Raw genomic sequence first — 21,813 nt, 5'->3', positions numbered from 1 at the left:
AAATGTTGAAAAAAATTTTTTTATAAATAAAAGTTAATCGTTCTGACAATATATATTAAGACCTTTTAATAAAAAAATTATCTAAAAATATCAGTAAAATAATACCGTTAACTTTGTTTAAGTAACACAAAAATAGATTTACAATTCAATAATTGGAGTAATTATCATGAATAATTTAAGGAAATATAAGCATAAATTTTTGTTAGGTGTTGGGTTGATAGCGATGCTTGCTAGTGCACAGCTTCATGCTGCCCAAACACTAGTATATTGTGCTGAAGCTTCACCTGAAACATTTAATCCACAGTTAGTGACAAGTGGAATTTCAATGGATGCTAGCGCTGTAACTGTTTATAACCGTTTGGTAGAGTTTAAATTAGGTACAACCGAAATTGAACCTTCTTTAGCTAAATCTTGGAATATTAGCCAAGATGGTTTAACTTATACCTTTCATTTACGTGATGATGTGAAATGGCATAACAATAAAGAATTTAAACCAACACGAAATTTAAATGCTGATGATGTTATTTTTACATTTATGCGGCAAAAGGATAAAAATCATCCTTATAATAAAGTTTCTGGTGGTCAATACGAATATTTTGAAAGTATGGGATTACCTGATTTAATTAAAGAAATTAAAAAAATTGATGATTATACCGTTGTATTTGTATTAAAACAGCAAGAAGCGCCTTTTTTAGCTGATTTAGCGATGTCATTCGCTTCAATTTTATCTGCTGAATATGCCGATGCAATGCTTAAAAAAGGCACTCCCGAAAAAGTTGATTTAGTTCCCGTTGGAACAGGACCATTTACTTTTGTTCAATACCAAAAAGATTCAAAAATCCTTTATAAAGCTAATCAAGATTATTTTGGTCCAAAAGCTAAACTAGATCGTTTAGTTTTTTCAATTACACCGGATGCTGCCATTCGTTATGCTAAGTTGCAAAAAGGAGAATGTCATGCTATGCCATTTCCAAATATGGCCGATGTTGAACGAATGAAATTAGATAAGAATATTGTAGTGAAAGAAATGGCAGGGGTTAACATTGGCTATTTAGCCTACAATATGGATAAACCACCATTGGATAATTTAAAAGTTCGACAAGCATTAAATATGGCTGTAAATAAGGATGCGATTATTAAAGCGGTTTTTCAAGGTGCAGCTGAACCGGCTAAAAACTTTATCCCTCCATCTATGTGGGGTTATAACGATGAAATAAAAGATTACCCTTATGATCCAGCGCAAGCAAAAGAATTATTAAAATCAGCTGGCCTAGAAAACGGATTTACTATCACTTTATGGGCTATGCCAGTACAACGTCCATATAATCCAAATGCGCGCCGCATGGCTGAAATGATTCAAGAAGATTGGGCTAAGATTGGTGTAACTGCTAAAATTGTTAGTTATGAATGGGGAGAGTATTTATCCCGTATTCGTGATGGTGAACATGATGCAGTATTAATGGGATGGTCTGGAGATAATGGTGATCCGGATAACTTTTATACTGTTTTGATGAGTTGTGATGCGGTTAAAGCAGGTTCTAACTATTCACATTGGTGCTATAAACCATTTGATGATTTATTACAACAAGCTCGCATTGAGCCTGATCATGAAAAGAGGGTGAAGCTATACAAACAAGCGCAAGTTGAAATGCGTGATCAAGCACCTGCGCTAATGATTGCTCATTCCATGGTTTATATGCCAATAAGTAAAAAGGTTAAAGGCTATATTATGGATCCTTTAGCATTACATAATTTTAACCAAGTTACTCTCGATAAATAGCATCAATGCAATTAACCACAAAAAGGTGGTTAATTGCGGCATTAGCTTTTTTAGGGTTGAAATAGTAAATATTATTTTTATAAAAAATTATCTATCATATAAACAATAAGTTAGAAGCAACATTTAAGAGCAATTATATGTTCCAATTTATTTTAAAGCGGTTAGGTGTACTGATTACGACGTTTATTTGTATCACGCTGCTTACTTTTATTTTTGTTCACCTTATTCCAGGGGATCCTATTACAGTACTTGCTGGAGAGCGAGGGTTATCCCCAGAACGCCATGCTGAATTAATGATTCAACTGGGTTTGGATAAGCCACTTCATCAGCAATATTTTCAATATATTATCAATATGTTTCATGGAGATTTAGGAATATCTTTCAAAAGCCAAACTCCTGTATGGGACGAATTTGTACCTCGATTTAAAGCAACATTTGAGCTGGGATTTTGTGCAATGTTGTTTGCTATCAGTTTTGGCATTCCAATTGGCGTTCTTGCCGCAGTCAAACGTGGCTCAATATTTGATCACACAGCTATAGGCTTGTCTTTAACAGGTTATTCCATGCCAATTTTCTGGTGGGGGATGATGCTAATAATGTTAGTCTCAGTACACTTAAACTTAACCCCAGTATCTGGGCGTGTCAGTGATATGCTATTTTTAGATGAAAGTAACCCTTTAACCGGTTTTATGTTAATTGATACTTTCTTATGGGGTGAAACAGAAGATTTTATCGATGCTGTTACTCACCTAATTTTACCTGCTATTGTGTTAGGTACCATACCTTTAGCAGTCATTGTCCGTATGACCCGTTCTTCAATGTTAGAAGTATTAAGTGAAGATTATATTCGAACTGCACGTGCTAAAGGCGTTAGCCGAATTCGTATTATCCTTGTTCATGCATTACGCAATGCGATGATTCCAGTCATTACTGTTATCGGTTTACAAGTTGGTTCAATGCTAGCTGGAGCTATATTGACCGAAACGGTTTTTTCATGGCCAGGAATTGGACGTTGGCTTATTGAAGCGCTACAACGCCGAGATTACCCTGTCGTGCAAAGTGGCGTGTTAATCGTTGCGGGTATGATCATTTTAGTGAATTTATTAGTTGATATGTTGTATGGCGTTATCAATCCACGTATTAGACATAAATAAGAGTATGTATACAGATGAATAAACAGGATATTGCTGAAAAAACCAATACACTGCCAGATGCTAGTTTGGTTGCACCTAAACCCTTAACGCCTTTACGTGAATTCTGGTTCTATTTTTCAAAAAATAAAGGAGCTGTTATTGGTTTAGTTTTTATTGTTATAGTTGTATTTCTAGCTATTTTTGCTAATTTTATTGCGCCACATTCTCCTTCTGAACAATTTAGAGAAGCATTATTAGCTCCTCCTGTCTGGATGAAAGATGGCAGTTGGCAATTTATTTTGGGAACCGATGATGTAGGTAGAGATATTTTATCTCGGCTCATTTATGGTGCTCGTCTATCCTTATTGGTCGGTTGTTTGGTTGTCATTATCTCACTTATTTTAGGCATTACCTTGGGTTTGATTGCTGGTTATGTTGGTGGCTTCGTCGATAACATCATTATGCGAGCGGTTGATATTATGCTTGCTTTACCGAGTTTACTGCTTGCACTGGTTTTAGTTGCAATTTTCGGCCCATCTATTACTAATGCCTCTATCGCATTAGCGTTTGTTGCATTACCACACTATGTTCGTTTAACTCGAGGCGCGACGCTTGCTGAAATTAATAAAGATTATGTTATTGCTTCCCGAGTTGCTGGTGCTGGAGCCTTACGGCAAATGTTTATAAATATTCTACCAAACTGTTTAGCACCGTTAATTGTTCAAGCCTCGTTAGGATTTTCCAATGCAATTTTAGATATGGCCGCATTAGGTTTTTTAGGTATGGGTGCACAACCGCCAACACCTGAATGGGGAACTATGCTTGCTGACGTATTGCAATTTGCACATTCTGCATGGTGGGTTGTCACCTTCCCCGGCTTAATCATTTTAATGACAGTGTTAGCTTTCAATTTAATGGGAGATGGTTTGCGCGACGCACTTGATCCTAAATTGAAGCAGTAATGGAGATACAGTCATGGCATTATTAGAAGTAAAAGAATTATCAGTAGAATTTAGTGGCTTTAAAGCCGTAGATCATATTAGTTATAATGTTGAAGAAGGAGAAGTAGTCGGAATAGTCGGAGAATCTGGCTCAGGTAAATCAGTTAGTTCACTCGCCATAATGGGATTAATTGATTTTCCTGGCAACGTAGCTGCCAAAGCATTACATTTTGATGGCAAAAATCTTCAACAACTTTCCAACAAAATGCGTCGTAAAATTGTGGGTGCAGATGTGGCTATGATCTTCCAAGATCCAATGACTAGCTTGAATCCATGTTTCACCATCGGTTATCAAATTATTGAAACATTGAAAATTCACCAAGGTGGCAATAAAAAAACACTTAAAGCAAAAGCGATTGAGTTGCTTAAATTAGTGGGTATTCCAGATGCTGAAAATCGTTTAAGTGTTTATCCGCATCAGTTGTCAGGCGGGATGAGCCAACGTGTAATGATCGCAATCGCAATTGCATGCAATCCTAAACTCTTAATTGCTGATGAGCCGACAACCGCATTAGATGTTACCATTCAGGGGCAAATTATTGAGTTATTGCTTGAGTTACAACGTAAAAATAACATGGCATTAGTTCTTATAACCCATGATTTAGCATTAGTTTCCGAAGCCGCACAAAAAATTATTGTGATGTATGCAGGGCAAGTTTTGGAAATAGGTAATGCTGAAATTATCTTTAAAGAACCGTTACATCCTTATACCCAAGCATTATTACGCTCACTTCCTGAGTTTACTCAAGATAAAGAAAGGTTAGAATCGTTAGCAGGTGTTGTACCGGGTAAATACGATCGACCTACGGGCTGTTTACTTAATCCTCGTTGTCCTTATGCAAATGAGCGCTGTTATACCGAAGAACCATTATTAATCAGTTATTCAAAAGCAAGGAAAGTAAAATGTCATTATCCATTATCGCGTGAAGGAATACCTCAATATGAACAACAATAATATGGAAAATAGCGAATTACTGCTTGATGCCAGAAACTTGAAAAAATATTATTCTGTAAAAACCGGTTTCTTTTCGGAAACAAAACAAGTTAAAGCGGTTGATGGTGTTTCTTTTACATTAGGTAAAGGCAAAACCCTTGCGATTGTTGGGGAATCAGGATGTGGTAAATCCTCATTAGCCCGATTACTAACAATGATTGAAAAACCAACTTCTGGTGAAATGTATTTTAAAGATCAGAATCTATTGAATGATGATCCTCAAGCGCAAAAATTACGTCGACAAAAAATACAAATCGTTTTCCAAAACCCCTATTCATCATTAAACCCACGTAAAAAAATCGGCTCGATATTAGAAGAACCTCTTATTATCAATACAGATTTAACGGCAAGTGATCGTAAAGCAAAAGTACTATCAATGATGCAAAAAGTTGGATTAAAAGAAGAGTTTTATAATCGTTATCCTCATATGTTTTCGGGTGGACAACGCCAGCGTATTGCTATCGCAAGAGGTTTAATGCTTGATCCCGAAGTCGTGGTTGCTGATGAACCCGTTTCAGCATTGGATGTTTCAGTGCGTGCACAAGTCCTCAATTTAATGATGGATTTGCAACAAGATCTTGGGTTATCTTATATATTTATTTCTCACGACCTTTCGGTTGTTGAGCATATTGCTGATGAAGTCATGGTGATGTATTTAGGTCGTTGTGTTGAACAAGGTCTAAAAGATGAAATCTATCATCATCCTCAACATCCATACACACAAGCACTTTTATCGGCAACACCAAGATTAAATCCCGATCTAAGGCGAGATAGAATTAAATTAGAAGGAGAATTACCAAGCCCACTAGATCCACCTTTAGGTTGTGCTTTTCATGCTCGATGCCGTTGGGCATTTTCACGTTGTACATCTCAGCAGCCAAAGCTTATTAATTATAATGAACATAAAGTTGCTTGTTTTTGCGTAGAAGAAAAAAATTAAAAAAAGTGGCAGTTAATTCTGCCAGTAAAGTGCAATTAAGTTAGCATTGTATAAATAAAATGTAGGATGAATTGAAAATGATTTTCTTTAAGAAGTCATGCTTATTAATAGAGAAAATATAATAATTCTATTAAATATTTATTATGTAACGGTATGATTATGAACAGAGTAATAATGAAAGATTGGATTATTGAGGCGTTAAATCATTTAGGAGGAAAAGGGTGGCCAAGGGAGGTGAGTAAATATATTTGGGAACGTTATGAAACTGATTTAAAGAATTCTGGCGATAGACTTTATACTTGGCAATATGATGTTCGCTGGGCAGCACAATCATTAAGAAATGAAGGTGTATTAAAACCCGTAAATAATCGGCGAGATTTACCATGGGAATTAGCTTAAAGCATAGTTAGTTTTTTTTAATCCGTTTATTTCAATTTCTGCATTATGTGAATGAGCGCATAACCATTCTTCTATTCTTTCTTTTAAATCAAGATCGGTTAATTTATATTTTCCTTTTAAAGCACAACCCCATATAACTAATACTTTCCACCCTTGGCTAGTTAAATCGGAAATATTTCTTTGATCCCTTATTTGATTTTGATTAAGTTTTCTTGTCCAAAATTCTTTTCTGGTTTGAGGTATGTTAAATAAATAGCAATTATGTTGATGCCAGAAACAGCCATGAGTGAAAATAACAGCTTTATAATTTTCTATCACAAAATCTGGTTTACCTGGAAGAGATTTATCTTGTGTATAAAATTGAATATCTAATTCAGTTAAAAACTGAGATATGCTTTTCAATAAGTGTATTTGCTGTTTTTACTGCTTGCATATTTTTTCTACGAATTTCTTTATTGTGAATGTCAGGCATGGAAAATTCAAATAAAAATTAAAGAATTATTTATATTGATTATTTTATTGTATTTAGTATATTTAGTATATTTTTAATAAAACTAATGTGAAAAATTATTCGTTTGAATAAGGTCTATAAAAATGGCTAAATTTAAAACAAAAGCAAGGACATTGGATTTACTTGGTCGGCAACAAATAGCTGGGATTCCTACTGCAATTAATGAGCTATTTAAAAATGCTTATGATGCCTATGCAGATAACGTTGATGTAGATTATTTCCGTGTAAATAAATTGTTTATTTTACGAGATAACGGTATAGGGATGACCAAAGAAGATTTTGAGTCACGATGGTTGACTTTAGGTACTGATAGTAAAGTAATAAATTCAAAAATAGCTTCCCCTCCTATCGATAAATCTAAGCCATTTAGACCCATTACAGGTGAAAAAGGTATTGGTCGTTTAGCAATAGCATCTGTTGGTAGCCAAGTTCTAATTTTAACCAGAGCAAAAAGTATAAATAATCATAACAAAATAGTCGCGGCTTTTATTAACTGGGAAATATTTGAACTACCTAATATTAATTTAGATGATATTACGATTCCTGTTAAAGAGTTTGAAATTCTGCCAACTATAGAACAAATAGAATCAATGAAGCAAGAAGTTATTGACTCTTTATCGTTTCTGGTAAATAAAAATGAAATCGACAGAGAACCAGCGGAAAAAATTATAAAAACTATTCAAAAATTTAAAGTTGATTGTTTAACATTAAATAAAACTTTAATTGATGTAAACTCAGATGAAAATAAGGGATTTTCCTTATCTCGTGACAATTCTGGCACGCATTTTTATATTCAGCCAGTGAATGAGAACTTAAATGATGATATAGATGGCGATAAAAAAAGAAATATAGCCACGAAAATAGAAAAGATGTTATTGGGCTTTACCAATACTATGACACCAAATCATCCTAAACCCCAAATCATTACCGCTTTTCGTGATTATAAATCTGATGATGGAACATATAGTAATTTATTTGATAAAGATAATTTCTTTATACCTGAAGATTTTACATTTGTTGATCACCATATACAAGGTGAATTTGACAAGTATGGTCAATTTTCTGGCAAGGTTAAAATTTTCCAAGAAAATGAATTTGATCATAAGATAATCTGGAATGGTAATAGTTATAGAGAAACACAATGCGGTGCTTTCAGTATTAATTTTGCTTATATACAAGGTTTATTGAAACAATCGATCATTGATGCCGAAAATTATAACCGCATCTTTGCTAAAGCAGATAAGTATGGAGGATTGTATTTATATAAAGATAATATAAGAATTTTACCCTACGGTGATTCAGATTTTGATTGGCTTGATATTGAAAAAAATAGAACCAAAAAAGCATCTGTGTATTTTTTTTCTTTCCGAAGAATGTTTGGTGTTATCGATTTAAAACAAGATATCAATTTTGAATTAAAAGAAAAAGCGGGACGTGAAGGCTTTATTGAAAATAAAGCTTATCGACAATTGAGAAGCATACTAAAAAACTTTTTTGAACAATTGGCTGTTGATTTTTTTCGTGAGGATGGTGGTCCAAAGTCTAAAGTTTGGGCTGAAAAACGTGCTGAAAGAGAAGCTCATTATGAAGCATTAAAAAAACACGAAAAAAGAGCGAAGGCGCGTAAAGATAAATTTCAAAAATCATTGAATAATTTTTTTGATGATTTAAAGAATGATGTTTTTGCTCGACATGTAGAAAAAATTATTGCTTCATTGGAAAATGATCTAAATAGTCTTAGTTATATTAGCGATTCTGAAGAACTTACTAACGCTATTCTAAATTTAGAGATATCGGCTAGAAGTCAATTATCTGAATATATAGAAAAAATTCGCATTCCAATTCCTAGAGGTTTTACAATTTCTAAAGATACGCGTAAAGATTTTGAAGCATATGGATTGGAATTTGCTTTGTTAGAAAGCGGTATTTTTAAAGATGCTTTTAATAAAATTGATATTTATATTGAAGATATTTCTCATGATTTACATGTTGAAATTAGTAAGCGAAAACGCTTAGAGCAAGCTGTTGATGCCATATCTACTCAAGCATATCAAATAGCAACTATTACTGAAAGAGAAACTAAACAAGCTTTAGCTGAAGTATCTAAAAATGTAGCTCATGTTGCCAGTGAGCTGATGATAGGTTTAGAAGATAAAATTAAAGAGATTAAGGATAGTTTTAAGTCATTAAATATAAATAATAGTGATGACTTTGATCTTGTTGATAAACGTAAAGAACTGGAAAATGAAATATTAAATGAAAAGAATAGAGCAACCGAGATATTTGATAGCATAACAAAGCAATTACAGAATGTTTATTTTCAAAAAGATAATAATGAACAGATAGTTACAAGTGATCAAATGTATGATTCTATATCGGAAGAATTAGATGAATTGCGAGAAAGAGTTCAAGCTGATATAGAATTAAGTCAATTAGGCCTTGCTGTGGGAGTGATCCATCATGAATTTAGCAGTACCGTTAAATCCATTCGTAGCAGTATTCAGGATTTAAAAGTTTGGGCAGAAGTTAATGAAAAGCTCGAGCATGTTTATAAAAACATAAAAATTAATTTTGAACACTTAGATGGCTATTTAACATTATTTACGCCGCTTAATCGTAGGCTTTACCGAAATAGAGAACATATAAAAGCTAATGATATTAAAATTTTCTTAATCGACCTTTTTGGTGCTCGTTTTGAAAGACATAATATTCAACTAAAAAGCACTAAAGGGTTTAGTAAAAGTACATTGTATGGTTTTCGTTCAACGTTCTATCCGGTTTTTGTTAATTTAATTGACAATGCTATCTATTGGCTTAATGAGTCGAATGTAGCCGAGAAAATAATTCGTCTTCATGCCGACGACCAAGGTTTTTATATTTCTAATAATGGCGTTGAAATATCACCAAAAGATGTAGAAAAAATATTTGAATTAGGTTTTTCCAGAAAATCAAATGGTCGGGGTATGGGATTACATATCAGTCGTGAGGTGTTACAGAGTGAAAATTATGAGTTATATCTTTTAGAATCTCCAAGAGAAGGCTCTTCAGTAACATTTAAAATAATGAAAAAGGATTAATTTTAATGGCTACAAATTCAAATTTTTTCAATTCTTCAAAAGAGATCGCTAATAAATATATTCAAAACATTTTATTTGTTGATGATGAAATTTTCTCACTAGACAAAACTGATAATTCTCTTGATGGTAATGAACTTATCAATATTTTTTCGAAAGCAAAAAAATTATGTGCATTGAATCAACCTCGATATCAGGGTGATTTGGAAAATATTATTGAATTGGCAAAAAAAGCAGATATAACTGTTTTGGATTGGAAAATTGATATTGAGCAAAATAGTCATGAATCTATTAATGAGGAAGAAGATGAGGAGGAATATGACCCTAGAGGAGTTTTTACACTAAAGTTAATACAAAAAATTATGAATGAACAACCAAATTGCTTAAAATTAATAATGGTTTATACAGGTGAAACTAATCTCGAAGCAATTCTTGATAAAATTAAGAAAACTTTAGAACATAAGGGATGTAATGATTTTGAAAAATCAACTGAAAATACTCTTAGTAATTCTTCTATCAAGATTATCGTACGAGGAAAACCTTATCTAGCTTCTACACTAAAACATAATGCGAATTTGAAAGAATGGATTGTAACATATGAATGTTTGCCAGATTTTTTATTAACTGAATTTACTAAAATGACAGAAGGTTTAATCTCTAATGTTGTATTAAATGCTATAACAAGTATTCGCAGTAATAGCTCTAAATTATTGAACATTTATAATAAAAGTATGGATCCGGCTTTTTTAGCTCACAGAGCACTATTGCCCATAATGGATGAGGCTTCTGAATTACTTAAAGAATCTATTTCTACAAGTATTAGAGCAATATTTGACTATGAAGAAATAGAATCGATGTGTAATATTGAGCATATTAATAATTGGATTGATGACAAAATATCAGAACAAAAAATACTCAACATAGGTAATAATTCTATTAATATTGGTGGAAATGAACTCAAAATATGGCAAAAAAAAGGGTTTGAGGTAATGTGTCAAGAAACATCTAACAAGGCGAGTCATAACCAAAACCAAAACATTTCTAAGACTCAAATAGATAAATATATTGAAAACTCTTTGGTTGACAACATATCTTATTATTTTTCTCCTATACAAATGGAGGATATTGATGAATTATTTTCAACATTAACTCACCACAAAAGTAATTACATGGTTCCATCTTATACTCCCACACTAAGTCTTGGTAGCGTAATAAAAGAAGAAAAAAGTAAAAATTATTGGTTATGCATACAACAAAGATGTGATTGTGTCCGGATCCGGGATGATGAAGAACGACGTTTTTTGTTTTTACCCTTGAAGAAAGTCGAAAAAACGAAGAAATTTACTTTTATTGGAATAGAAAATAATCTATTAATTAGATTATTATTGAATGATAAGACTTATAACGTTCGAACAATTAAATTTAAGTCTACTCTGAATGGCAAAGTTGTATCAGTAATGAGTAATGGAAAGTATACATTTACTCCCGTATATTCTTCTTGTGAGCATTCGTCATATAACTCAGAGATTGATGGAAATTTTATTTGGATTATGGATATTAAAGATTCTCATGCACAACGAATTGCAAATAACTTCGCAGCTAAACTTGCCAGAGTTGGATTGGATGAATCTGAGTGGCTTAGACGAAAAAGAGAAAAAAAATAATTTATTTTCTTTTAGTTATCACTTTTCCTAGCCTTTTAGCATATTCAGGTGGTACTGCATTTCCTATGAGTTTTGCGGTTTCAGCCATGCTATTAGTTTTAAAAATATAGTTTTTAGGGAAGGTTTGCAGGGTTGCACCTTCACGTATTGAAATAGCCCTGTTTTCTTCCGGATGAGCAAACCTTCCATTAGAAATGCTAAAAAATTTAGTCGTAATAGTTGAGCCAGGTTTATCCCAGAACATTCTTCCAAATGTATCTTTGAAATGATGATCTTTCCCTTTAAAACATTCTAGTTGTAATTCATCGTCATCTTTCCACGCCAGCCTATCTCCGCCATCTTGAGGTGTTTTTTCTAGTCTTTTTATTGATTTTTCACTAAGACCAGCAACTGAATGGTTAAAATCAGAATAATCTTTATGACCTGCTTTTACTTTAGGAAAACCATTCTTTACACCAATAAAATCTTTTAAAATTGCTTTTTTATTATCGGCAATGGGTAAATCAATATCATCTATTCTTGATGCAATTAAAGAGAATCTACGGCGCGTTTGTGGTACACCATAATCACTCATATTAACAACATCATATTTAATATATTTATACCCAAACTTTTCGAGGAATGCTAAAAATTTAGGCAAAACACTTTCTTTATTGGTTACTATTCCCGGGACATTTTCGACTAAAACATATCCAGGATTATAATATTTAATAAATTTCTGAAAGTCTAATAAGAGATCCTTAGATTTTTTTGATTTCTCTTTAGAAGAATTAATTAAGCTATAATATTGGCAAGGGCTACATCCAACCAGAACTAGATAGTCGTCATTTTTAGTTATATTAAAATGTTTTTCAAAATAAGCTAAGGGTAATTTTGTAATATCTGCATGGACAAAAGTTGAGCCTAGATTATTTAATTCATATGTTTCTTTACAATTCAATTCTAGATCAATTCCAGCAATAACATCAATGCCTGACTGTTTTAAACCGTAAGTCATACCACCGCCACCGCAGAAAAAATCTAATGCTTTGAATTTATTAACCATATTTTTCAACTAAAAACGATAATTTAGTTAAGAACTATATCAAAAGTTTCTTTTAATAGGAATAGTTTGGTGATAACTAGAAAAAATTAAATATACCATACAACCTTATAGCCTAAATATTATCTAAAAACCAATTTGATTTTAATATAACTGGATCCATAAATTGCAATATATCAATAGTTTTTCTATCTCAATCAAATCTTTTATAATTAATGACATTTTAGCTATATTCCTCATAATATCATTTTCATATTGGTAAAGGGTAGCCAATAAATATACTTTGCATTCCTCTTGAACTTATTTTCTTTTTTTATCATCTGCTTAATTTGTTATATTATTTTCATTATAAGCTACCATATTTCATCGGGTTACTCTGAATATATTAAACTTAATTCGTAAGCAACATGACTTATGGCTAATTAAAAATAACATTTTTTTACTCCTCTTTTTTTTTTAATGCTTCATTAGAGTTGTTCATTAATTCTAATGACTATTGATAAAATCATCTTACCCAAAATCACTATTTTTAATTATTAATGCAAAAAGGAAATAGAATTAAAATATTATAAAATGAATATTTCCAGAGATGTTTCAAACTCAATGCTCTTATCATTTAACTAATTTATCTCAATTATATTATTTATCATAAAATTACTAATATTATATATCCTCATTATAATTATTTAACTTTCCATCAAATAACATAGAACATCATAAAAATCCTTGTTCCTTTCACAATAAAACACTTTTTTATGATATTATCCGCTCTTATCTTGTTCAACATTAGAAAGTGCCTAGATATGTCAAAAACGTTCAGTCCAACAAAGCGCCTTTTAGTTAAAGGTATTCTTGCGACTTGTTTATTGTCTATCACTTGTATCGTTTTTGCTTTGACAATATAACAAAAGATTACTCTTAATATTTGATCTTTTCTCAATGCAAAATTTACCAATAAAAATGAAATAGTCAGCCTGTGAAAGTGCATCGTAGATTTTATCCATTTGTAATGGGATTTCGACTATAACCTTCATAGGTTGCAACATCGTTAACATCATACCCTTCCCACAATCCATTTTGCGCACGGAATGTCGATAGCCCAGATTCCGCCGATATACCCGCACCAGTTAAAATAACAATTTTAGGTGTTTTGATCATATTTTATGACTCCAGTATTCAAAATTATGCCGATTTAACTAAGATACTATTGACTATATTCCGTAGTAAACATGTTCAACGCGGGTTTGTTCAATTTCTGATACTTGCTATAGGCAGTAGCCACTTTCAATCGAATATTAGCTTTGCTTTCGCCTTTTAACCAAGCATCGATCATAGCGTGCACACTATATGCTTCCGGAGCCATAAGATGCATAGTTAAAATCAAGGGCGAAATCCCCAAACGAGATAACGGCTTCGAAAAATATTTCTGACTTTTACAAGCAAAAACGGCCGCATATCTCGATTTTTGTTGTTCCTGTGCGTCATTTGGAAGTGTTTCCCAACGCCAACTATCGGGTAAAAATTTACGCCAAGACCATTCCATTAAAGCATTATGACCAATATAAACGACTAAATCAGCTTTTCCTCCAGCCGTTATTTGCTTGTTATCTATCGTAAATGATGATTGTTTTTTACCTGCTGAATATTCTATAAAATCATCAATAGTATCATCTATGTATTTGCCATCATATGCCTGAGCTATCAGATAAACATCTTTGTTTTGATGCTTGTATATAATCTCTTCTAATATTTTACCATCATCAGGTTTATTGATTTTTACTACTTGCCACTCTTTTTGTTTACCAAAATAGGTTTTAAAACCATAGGCCGCCCCCCAATAAAGGTTATTTTTTGGATCTTGACCATTACCAATCGCTTTAGGAACCGGCGCTATTTGCTGATATTTGTTATCACATAAAGCGACAACAACATGAATCACTTTGGGATCAGCAAAACATGAAAAAGATAAAACTAAACACATTATTTGCATTAAAAATAGACATTTACTCGTTTTCTTCATTTGTTATCAATTCTCCATTCACTTCGTATTTTACAATTACATTATTTTTATACACCATTTCTGAACGAATACATGCCGGGGCGCCACCGACATTGTTTTTGGTCATGGTGTCTCTCCAGATTTCATTTTTTCTATAGATAACACCTTGCCTTTTAATAAAGGCATGCTGCTTTTCATAAACATGATAGCTGTATTGTCTTTCTTCATCACATAATAGCTCACCCTCTAGTTGGTGATCGCTAACATGAAGTATAATTTGAAACGTTTTATCGGTAGGATTATGAATAATAAGATCAATATAATTATAAAAAACAGCGGCACCCGAACCAAAAGGCAACACTCGACCATCATCAGGAAAAGGATCAAAGCTATGATTTGCTCGTTCGACTATTTGGAGTTCGGAATGGAGAGCTAACCAATGAATTAGATTACTAATCTGACATATACCACCGCCAATACCGGAACGAGCTACACCAAATGAAAGTTCCATTCCATTCACAAATCCTCGCTTTTTAGTTGGTTTTCCGACTAATCGGCAAAACGAAAAATACTCACCAGGTTTAATTAATATTCCATTTAACGAATCAACTGCAATTTTTAGATTTGTGACTTTATTATATTGGAGCTGAATGTCGCTGTTGCCCAATCGACGTATTAATTTGGATGTATGTTTTTTATAGCGATATGGTAAACGTAAATCATGACTACGTTCTAAGCTATATTGACGCGAAGAACAATACCAGAACAAATGACGAAATAAGCGACGCTGATTTACCCTTAACCAATAAAGTAAGGGATGATAACTTGATAACGGTTTAGACATTAATTGTTTTTTATCTTAAATTCCAATAAGATAAATTATAACATTAGTACTATTTTTTTAGAGAAGAGATACATAAACTTTTAATAATAAACTAAAAGATATCTTAAAGAAGTTATATTATGATTTAGTATGTTAAGGATGAATGAAATGAAAACAATTGGTTTAATAGGTGGGATGAGCTGGGAAAGTACCGTGACTTATTATCAAGTTATCAATCAAATGGTAGGACAATCATTAGGAGGATTACATTCAGCGAAAACACTTTTATATAGTGTCGACTTTCAAGAAATTGAACATTGCCAAGCCAATGGTGAGTGGGATAAAAGTGCACTCATTTTAATTGATGCTGCGAAAAGACTAGCATTAGCTGGGGCAGATTTTATCGTGATTTGTACTAATACTATGCATAAAGTCGCAGATAAGATTCAAGCTGCCATTAATATTCCCATTCTTCATATTGCTGATATTACGGCACAGCACTTAATTAAAGAAAATATTCAAACCGTTGCTTTGCTTGGAACAAAATATACGATGGAACAAGACTTTTATAAATCAAAACTGATTAATAAAGGTTTAAAAGTGCTTATTCCCGATGAGCAAGATAGAATGATCATCAATCAAATTATTTATGATGAACTTTGCCATGGTATAATTAAACCTACATCGAAACAAACCTATATTGATATCATTGATAAGCTAGTTATAAAAGGAGCCCAAGGAGTGATACTTGGTTGTACGGAAATTGGTTTATTGATTTCTCAAGCAGATCACAAAATCCCTTTTTTTGATACAGCTCTGTTACATGCTCAAGAAGCAGCATTAAGCGCAATAAATAAAAGTTGTTTTTAATCCTATAGCAGATGGCAATCTAATTTCTTACCGATTGCCGTTAATTAAAGTCGCTACGAAAAAATTTTTGATTTTAACTGATTTGAATAACCGCATTTTCAACAAAAACTCATTAACTTTTTATCGCACTTTGAAATAGATTATTATAAATACATAAAAATTCTTTTAATAGGTACGTTAAATAATTCTTGTTCAACTTTTCATTGAAATTAAGAAATTAAAAATTAGCGTTCCTCTATAGCGCCCCGCATCGCAGAGTAGGCCGCATTACATTCACCTTTAATCGCATCTGGATTTTTTTCAACCATCTGTCTAAACTCCTCGATACTTTTTTTAACTGACTCTTCAGATTCAGCAGGCAGTTGTGATTTATTTTGTAAATCCAAAATCAGTGCAATATAGCGATCACATTCAACCGCTCCTGTATCTATTTTAATAGTTCCTTGGTCATGTTTATTTTGTTCATTACAAGCAACAAGATTTACAAACAGAAGGCTTAAAAATATACTTTTAGTAATTTTTTTCAACATTTCTTATTCCTAAATTAGTAAGTCATTTACATAAATATATTTATACGATGTGGTCATAAATAAAGATGGCTTTTTATTTATAACATATTTATATGTTTTTTGGATAAATTTTGATAACAGTATTTTAAACCCTTATTTTCTGTAATCTTAAGATTTTATTAATAAAAAAAGCCTTACTGCTTTTCAAGCAAGGCTTGTAAAATTAACAGTTAACAAAAAGGTTATGCTTCTATCGCAACTCGTAGTTTTTTCATTGCATTTTTTTCAAGTTGGCGAATTCGTTCAGCCGAAACACTATATTTATCAGCCAAAACTTGCAACGTTGATTTACTATCATCAGCATCTAACCATCGAGCTTTAATAATATCTTGGCTACGTTCATCTAATTGTGATAAAGCATCATGTAACTTGTCGGTTGCATCATTTTCCCAATTATCATTTTCAATTGATTTTGAGAAATCTGAATTACTATCTTCTAAATATAATGCTGGCGCAACAACTGCGTTATCATCATCATCGCTGTCGACATCAAAAGACATATCTTGTGCAGACATACGCGATTCCATTTCAAGCACATCTTTACGGCTAACACCTAATTCATCAGCAACCATATCGACTTCAGCACTATTAAACCAACCCAAACGTTGTTTATTTTTTCTTAAATTAAAGAATAATTTTCTCTGTGCTTTAGTCGTTGCAACTTTAACAATACGCCAGTTTTTTAACACATACTCATGAATTTCAGCTTTAATCCAATGTACTGCAAATGATACTAAACGAACGCCCATTTCAGGATTAAAGCGACGTACCGCTTTCATTAAACCAATATTACCTTCTTGTATCAAATCTGCTTGTGGTAAACCGTAACCGGAATAACCACGGGCGATGTGCGCAACAAAACGTAAATGCGATAAAATTAATTGTCTTGCTGCATCAACATCATCATGATAGTAAAGTCTTTCGCCTAAAGATTTTTCTTCCTCAGCTGTTAGCATAGGATAGGTATTAATCATGCGAAGGTAAGATTCAATATTGCCTTGTGGGATTAAAGCACCTACTTGCATTTTTAAATCAGTACTCATTTAATTCCCCCTTTATTTAAACTATTTTTGTTGTATTTATTTTTGATTACAACAATATAAAACTTTGTACAGTTTTAAACTTTTAATATTAGACAGTTAAAATGTAATTTAGTTCACAATTAGGTTTAAAATAAAAAAATATTTCTAAAAATATTAATCACCTTTTTCTACTTAATGCGAATTAAGAAGAACTATCTTAATTAATTAATTTTTAAATATCTTTTTGTTGTAATAAGTGATGATAACCATCCTATTACAATTGTAATTAATACAATTAGCAAGACTTCATCCCACAATAACCCTTCTAGTGTAAATACTGTGCCAAATTCATTGGAAACATTCAATATAATAGATTCTATCTGAAAAATAAATATTTCCGATAAAACGACAGAAACTAAAGCACTTATAAACCCAATAAACATTCCACTATACAGAAAAGGGCGTAAAATAAAACCTTCGGTAGCCCCAATTAACTGCATGACGATAATTGTTTGTTTTCGGGCAAAAATACTTAAACGAATACTATTTCCAATAACCAAAGATACTGCAATAATCATAAATATTGCAATAGCCCAAACTATTGCTTTAACCATATCAGTTAAAGCAGTCAAACGAGTAAACCAACTATCGTCTAGTTTGACATCATCGATACCATCAATTTTGAAAATTTCTGATTGTAATTTATGAAGTATTTCTGTCTTTTTTGCTTCTGGTTTAGGAATAATAATTGCTACAGCCGGTAGTGGATTTTCTTCTAATAAATCTAATGCACTACTGAATCCAGACCATGAAATAAATTCTTCTTTAGCATCATCGCGTGAAAGATAATTAACTTTTTCCACCTCTGAAAGAGATTTGATTTTTTCAATTAATTCGTCAGTTTGCTCAGCATTAAATGTTTTGCTTATATATGCCGTTAAATTTGGCGTTGGAGACCACCGATGTGCAGCTTGATTTGCATTTTTCCATAATAAATAGCCGATTGTTGGTAAGCTTATTGAAATTGCTATAACTAAAATTGTCAGTAGTGATGTTAAAATATTTTGTTTAAAATGATTGAAAACATTTTGCCATGCATAACTTATTTGTCTTTTCCAACGACCCAAAAAGTGACTTTTATTTTTAGACGTTGCTTTGGCTGATCTGACATTAGCGTTTATCATTAATATTAGCCCTCTAAACGCCCTTGATTTAAATGAAGTATTCGGTGGTGTTTTCGACGAATAAGTCCTATATTATGCGTTGCCATTAATACCGTTACGCCAGCTTGATTAAATTCTTCAAACAATTTCAAGATATCTTTTGAAAGTTTATCATCAAGATTACCTGTAGGCTCATCGGCTAATAACACACTGGGGCGATTAACAATCGCTCTTGCAATCCCTACTCTTTGTTGCTCTCCACCAGATAACTGAATAGGATAGAATTTAGCTTTATTGATTAATCCAACTTTATCAAGCGATGCAGAAACCCGTCGTCGAATTTCTTCAACGGGTTTACCTAAAATGATTAAAGGAATAGCAATATTGTCATAAACAGTATGATCCATAAGTAATTGATGATCTTGAAATATCATACCTATTTTTCGCCGTAAAAAAGGCATATCCTGCTTTCGTAACGTTGATACATCAATGTTATTAAGCATTACTTTACCATCATTCGCTTTTTCCAAACCACAAATGAGACGCATTAAGGTGCTTTTACCTGCACCCGAATGACCTGTTAAAAATGCCATTTCACCTGTTGATAATGTAAAGTTTATGTTCTGCAATGCTGGTCTTCCGCCCGAATAAACTTTACTCACCTGTTGAAATTGGATCATAGCCGCTCTCTATTCATCTGTTTCATCAAACAGTGCGTTAATAAAATCATCGGCGTTGAAAGGTTTTAAATCTTCAATTTTTTCGCCAACACCTATGTAACGGATAGGGATATTAAACTGATCAGCAATACTAAAGATAATACCTCCTTTTGCGGTACCATCTAATTTAGTTAAGGTCATACCTGTTAATCCAACTGCCTCATTAAATAATTTAGTTTGGCTAATTGCATTTTGTCCAGTGCCTGCATCAATTGTTAACATGATTTCATGTGGTGCAGTTTCATCATGTTTTTTTATCACTCGAACAATTTTTTTTAGTTCATCCATTAAATGTGATTTGTTTTGTAAACGACCTGCAGTATCAGCTATTAGAACATCAATATTTTTAGCTTTAGCAGCTTGAATGGCATCATAAATAACTGAAGCAGAATCCGCATTAATATGCTGTGCAATTACCGGAATATTATTTCGCTCTCCCCATACTTGCAATTGTTCAACCGCTGCAGCACGAAATGTATCACCGGCGGCAAGCATAACAGATTTACCTTGTTGCTGAAATTGACGAGCTAATTTACCTATTGTTGTTGTTTTACCGACGCCGTTAACACCAACCATTAATATCACAAATGGTTTATGAGTTGAAATATCCAACGGTTTATCAATGCCATTTAATATGGATTTCATTTCATGCTTTAATAATTCATGTAAAGCATCAGCATCTTTTAACGCTTTGCGAGAAGCTTGTTGAGTTAAAGCTGAAATAATTTTTTGCGTAGTTTCAAAACCAACATCTGCAATTAATAATTGTTCTTCAAGTTCTTCAAATAAAGCATCGTCTATTTTTTTTCCTCTAAATAAATTTAAAAAACCTGACCCAATATTTTGTTTTGTTTTAAAGAGACTTTGTTTTAGACGAGAAAAAAATCCCTCTTTTTTTTGTTCTACCATAAATAGTTATCCCATGATCCTGATAAAGATCATTTTATCTTATTTTAGTATAAAGCCCAATTTATTCAGTGCAAATAGATGAATATATTGATCTAGTTTATTCGAAAATTCTATACAAAGTAGTACTTAATTATCTGCTATTTATTTTATAGATAAAGATTATTTAGGTTTATTGTTTTCCATTCACCTAAAGGTAAATTATGGCTGAATAAATTATATTGACCTATTTGGACTCTAATCAATCGTAAACATGGAAAACCAACTGCAGCGCACATCCTTCGAACTTGTCGATTTTTACCTTCTGTAATAGTGATACTTATCCATGATGTCGGAATAGTTTTACGTTCTCTAATAGGAGGTACTCTTTGCCATAGGAGTGTTGGTTCTTTTAAAATAGTTGCTAGTGCAGGTGCAGTATAAAATTCTTTTAATTGAACACCACGCTTTAATTTATTTATTGCCTGTTGAGTAATTGATCCTTCAACTTGAACCCAATACGTTTTTGGTAGCTTAAATTTTGGTGAACTAATTCTAGCTTGTAGTTTACCATCGTTTGTTAATAAAAGTAATCCTTCACTGTCAGTATCTAATCGTCCAGCAGGATAAAATTTGGGTAATGAGATAAAATCTTTCAATGTTGGATACTTTTCATGCGCTGAAAATTGAGACACCACATTAAATGGTTTATTAAAAGCGATTAATGAGCTCATCTCAAATCATATCCCTCTCTGACTGTCAGTTTGATTGATTTTAATTTGTTATTCTGTAAATAGCAAAAAAGCCCAGCATCTCTGCTGGGCTCTTGCACTTATTTAAAAGTCTGGCGGCACCCTACTCTCACATGGGTAATACCCACACTACCATCGGCACTACGGCGTTTCACTTCTGAGTTCGGCATGGGGTCAGGTGGGACCACCGCGCTATTACCGCCAGACATATCCTGTCTTCTCTTTCTCTCAACTGATGTCATTATCTCATCTTTACATCAATTCCTCAATCCGGAACAAACTGTTTCTACACTCTTTAACCATCTTTCGATGATTTTCTCTTCTCTCAACTTCGCGCAATCCAAAACAACTCCGAGTTGTAAGGTTAAGACTCTCGGTTCATTAGTATCAGTTAGCTCAATGTATCACTACACTTACACACCTGACCTATCTACGTCTTAGTCTCAAACGGACCTTACTGATTCTCATCAGGG

Annotated in this window: 18 protein-coding genes, 2 rRNA genes and 2 pseudogenes; 9 read left to right on the top strand and 13 right to left on the bottom strand. The window is 32.7% G+C overall.

The features are described from left to right. Window positions 1–166: 166 nt before the first annotated feature. From A9G10_RS02295 to A9G10_RS02270, 6 genes are all read left to right on the top strand, one after another. Complete coding sequence (locus tag A9G10_RS02295; RefSeq protein WP_065558073.1) at window positions 167–1,780, top strand: ABC transporter substrate-binding protein; 1,614 nt, start codon at window positions 167–169, stop codon at window positions 1,778–1,780. A 137-nt stretch (window positions 1,781–1,917) separates the two neighbouring features. Next, window positions 1,918–2,934 (top strand): dipeptide ABC transporter permease DppB, encoded by a 1,017-nt coding sequence (gene dppB / locus A9G10_RS02290; protein ID WP_065558072.1) that lies wholly within the window; start codon window positions 1,918–1,920, stop codon window positions 2,932–2,934. A gap of 14 nt (window positions 2,935–2,948) precedes the next feature. Next, on the top strand, window positions 2,949–3,875 hold the full coding sequence (dppC, locus tag A9G10_RS02285) for a dipeptide ABC transporter permease DppC (RefSeq protein WP_065558071.1): 927 nt from the start codon (window positions 2,949–2,951) through the stop codon (window positions 3,873–3,875). Window positions 3,876–3,888: 13 nt separating this feature from the next. Next, entirely contained in the window at window positions 3,889–4,869 is a 981-nt protein-coding gene (gene dppD / locus A9G10_RS02280) for a dipeptide ABC transporter ATP-binding protein (protein ID WP_065558070.1), read from the top strand. Continuing rightward, window positions 4,856–5,848: a peptide ABC transporter ATP-binding protein gene (locus tag A9G10_RS02275; RefSeq protein ID WP_065558069.1), complete on the top strand. Its 993-nt coding sequence runs from the start codon at window positions 4,856–4,858 to the stop codon at window positions 5,846–5,848. The genes dppD and A9G10_RS02275 overlap by 14 nt, the downstream gene beginning before the upstream one ends. 159 nt (window positions 5,849–6,007) lie before the next feature. Further along, on the top strand, window positions 6,008–6,247 hold the full coding sequence (locus tag A9G10_RS02270) for a hypothetical protein (RefSeq protein WP_218837314.1): 240 nt from the start codon (window positions 6,008–6,010) through the stop codon (window positions 6,245–6,247). Here the strand turns inward: A9G10_RS02270 and A9G10_RS02265 are convergent. After that, window positions 6,239–6,649 (bottom strand): very short patch repair endonuclease, encoded by a 411-nt coding sequence (locus tag A9G10_RS02265; protein ID WP_257006714.1) that lies wholly within the window; start codon window positions 6,647–6,649, stop codon window positions 6,239–6,241. The two genes, A9G10_RS02270 and A9G10_RS02265, sit on opposite strands and share 9 nt — an antisense overlap. A gap of 192 nt (window positions 6,650–6,841) precedes the next feature. Here A9G10_RS02265 and A9G10_RS02260 point away from each other — a divergent pair, with 192 nt between their 5' ends. Together A9G10_RS02260 and A9G10_RS02255 are read left to right on the top strand one after the other, a co-directional pair. Further along, complete coding sequence (locus tag A9G10_RS02260) at window positions 6,842–9,835, top strand: ATP-binding protein (RefSeq protein ID WP_065558067.1); 2,994 nt, start codon at window positions 6,842–6,844, stop codon at window positions 9,833–9,835. Between the two features lie 5 nt (window positions 9,836–9,840). After that, window positions 9,841–11,496 (top strand): response regulator receiver domain, encoded by a 1,656-nt coding sequence (locus A9G10_RS02255; protein WP_065558066.1) that lies wholly within the window; start codon window positions 9,841–9,843, stop codon window positions 11,494–11,496. A 1-nt stretch (window position 11,497) separates the two neighbouring features. On the opposite strand, the gene A9G10_RS02250 is transcribed toward A9G10_RS02255, so the two are convergent. From A9G10_RS02250 to A9G10_RS02235, 4 genes and pseudogenes are all read right to left on the bottom strand, one after another. Next, a complete protein-coding gene (locus tag A9G10_RS02250) occupies window positions 11,498–12,541 on the bottom strand; it encodes a DNA cytosine methyltransferase (RefSeq protein WP_065558065.1) in 1,044 nt (347 codons plus the stop codon). A 1,008-nt stretch (window positions 12,542–13,549) separates the two neighbouring features. Continuing rightward, window positions 13,550–13,696, bottom strand: a pseudogene (locus A9G10_RS12465) (Sir2 family NAD-dependent protein deacetylase); the annotation flags it as partial. Between the two features lie 46 nt (window positions 13,697–13,742). After that, window positions 13,743–14,558 (bottom strand): hypothetical protein, encoded by an 816-nt coding sequence (locus A9G10_RS02240; RefSeq protein WP_081298970.1) that lies wholly within the window; start codon window positions 14,556–14,558, stop codon window positions 13,743–13,745. Then, window positions 14,542–15,381: a VanW family protein gene (locus tag A9G10_RS02235; RefSeq protein WP_065558063.1), complete on the bottom strand. Its 840-nt coding sequence runs from the start codon at window positions 15,379–15,381 to the stop codon at window positions 14,542–14,544. Before A9G10_RS02235 ends, A9G10_RS02240 begins: the two co-directional genes overlap by 17 nt. 147 nt (window positions 15,382–15,528) lie before the next feature. On the opposite strand from A9G10_RS02235, the gene A9G10_RS02230 reads away from it, so the two are divergent. Beyond that, window positions 15,529–16,230, top strand: a complete 702-nt coding sequence (locus tag A9G10_RS02230; RefSeq protein ID WP_065558062.1) for an aspartate/glutamate racemase family protein — start codon at window positions 15,529–15,531, stop codon at window positions 16,228–16,230. Window positions 16,231–16,454: 224 nt separating this feature from the next. On the opposite strand, the gene A9G10_RS02225 is transcribed toward A9G10_RS02230, so the two are convergent. From A9G10_RS02225 to A9G10_RS02190, 8 genes and pseudogenes are all read right to left on the bottom strand, one after another. Beyond that, a complete protein-coding gene (locus A9G10_RS02225; RefSeq protein ID WP_065558061.1) occupies window positions 16,455–16,760 on the bottom strand; it encodes a hypothetical protein in 306 nt (101 codons plus the stop codon). Window positions 16,761–16,981: 221 nt separating this feature from the next. Continuing rightward, the gene (gene rpoH, locus A9G10_RS02220; protein WP_065558060.1) at window positions 16,982–17,842 is read right to left on the bottom strand and encodes an RNA polymerase sigma factor RpoH; all 861 of its coding nucleotides are present in this window, start codon (window positions 17,840–17,842) and stop codon (window positions 16,982–16,984) included. A gap of 200 nt (window positions 17,843–18,042) precedes the next feature. Then, complete coding sequence (ftsX, locus tag A9G10_RS02215; protein ID WP_065558059.1) at window positions 18,043–19,005, bottom strand: permease-like cell division protein FtsX; 963 nt, start codon at window positions 19,003–19,005, stop codon at window positions 18,043–18,045. Window positions 19,006–19,010: 5 nt separating this feature from the next. Continuing rightward, window positions 19,011–19,664 carry a cell division ATP-binding protein FtsE gene (gene ftsE, locus A9G10_RS02210; RefSeq protein WP_065558058.1) on the bottom strand — a complete coding sequence of 218 codons (654 nt, stop codon included), beginning with the start codon at window positions 19,662–19,664 and terminating at the stop codon, window positions 19,011–19,013. Between the two features lie 9 nt (window positions 19,665–19,673). After that, window positions 19,674–20,597, bottom strand: a pseudogene (ftsY, locus tag A9G10_RS02205) (signal recognition particle-docking protein FtsY); the annotation flags it as partial. Window positions 20,598–20,758: 161 nt separating this feature from the next. Continuing rightward, window positions 20,759–21,322: a pseudouridine synthase gene (locus A9G10_RS02200; RefSeq protein ID WP_065558057.1), complete on the bottom strand. Its 564-nt coding sequence runs from the start codon at window positions 21,320–21,322 to the stop codon at window positions 20,759–20,761. A 108-nt stretch (window positions 21,323–21,430) separates the two neighbouring features. After that, window positions 21,431–21,546 (bottom strand): 5S ribosomal RNA (rrf, locus tag A9G10_RS02195). A gap of 154 nt (window positions 21,547–21,700) precedes the next feature. After that, window positions 21,701–21,813 (bottom strand): 23S ribosomal RNA (locus A9G10_RS02190); the annotation flags it as partial.

Origin of the sequence: Gilliamella sp. wkB308, assembly GCF_001690185.1 — a bacterium.
In the GTDB taxonomy this organism is placed as follows: domain Bacteria; phylum Pseudomonadota; class Gammaproteobacteria; order Enterobacterales; family Orbaceae; genus Gilliamella; species Gilliamella apicola_I.
The sequence above is the reverse complement of the archived record's forward strand: the minus strand, read 5'-3'. Positions and strand labels throughout refer to the sequence as shown.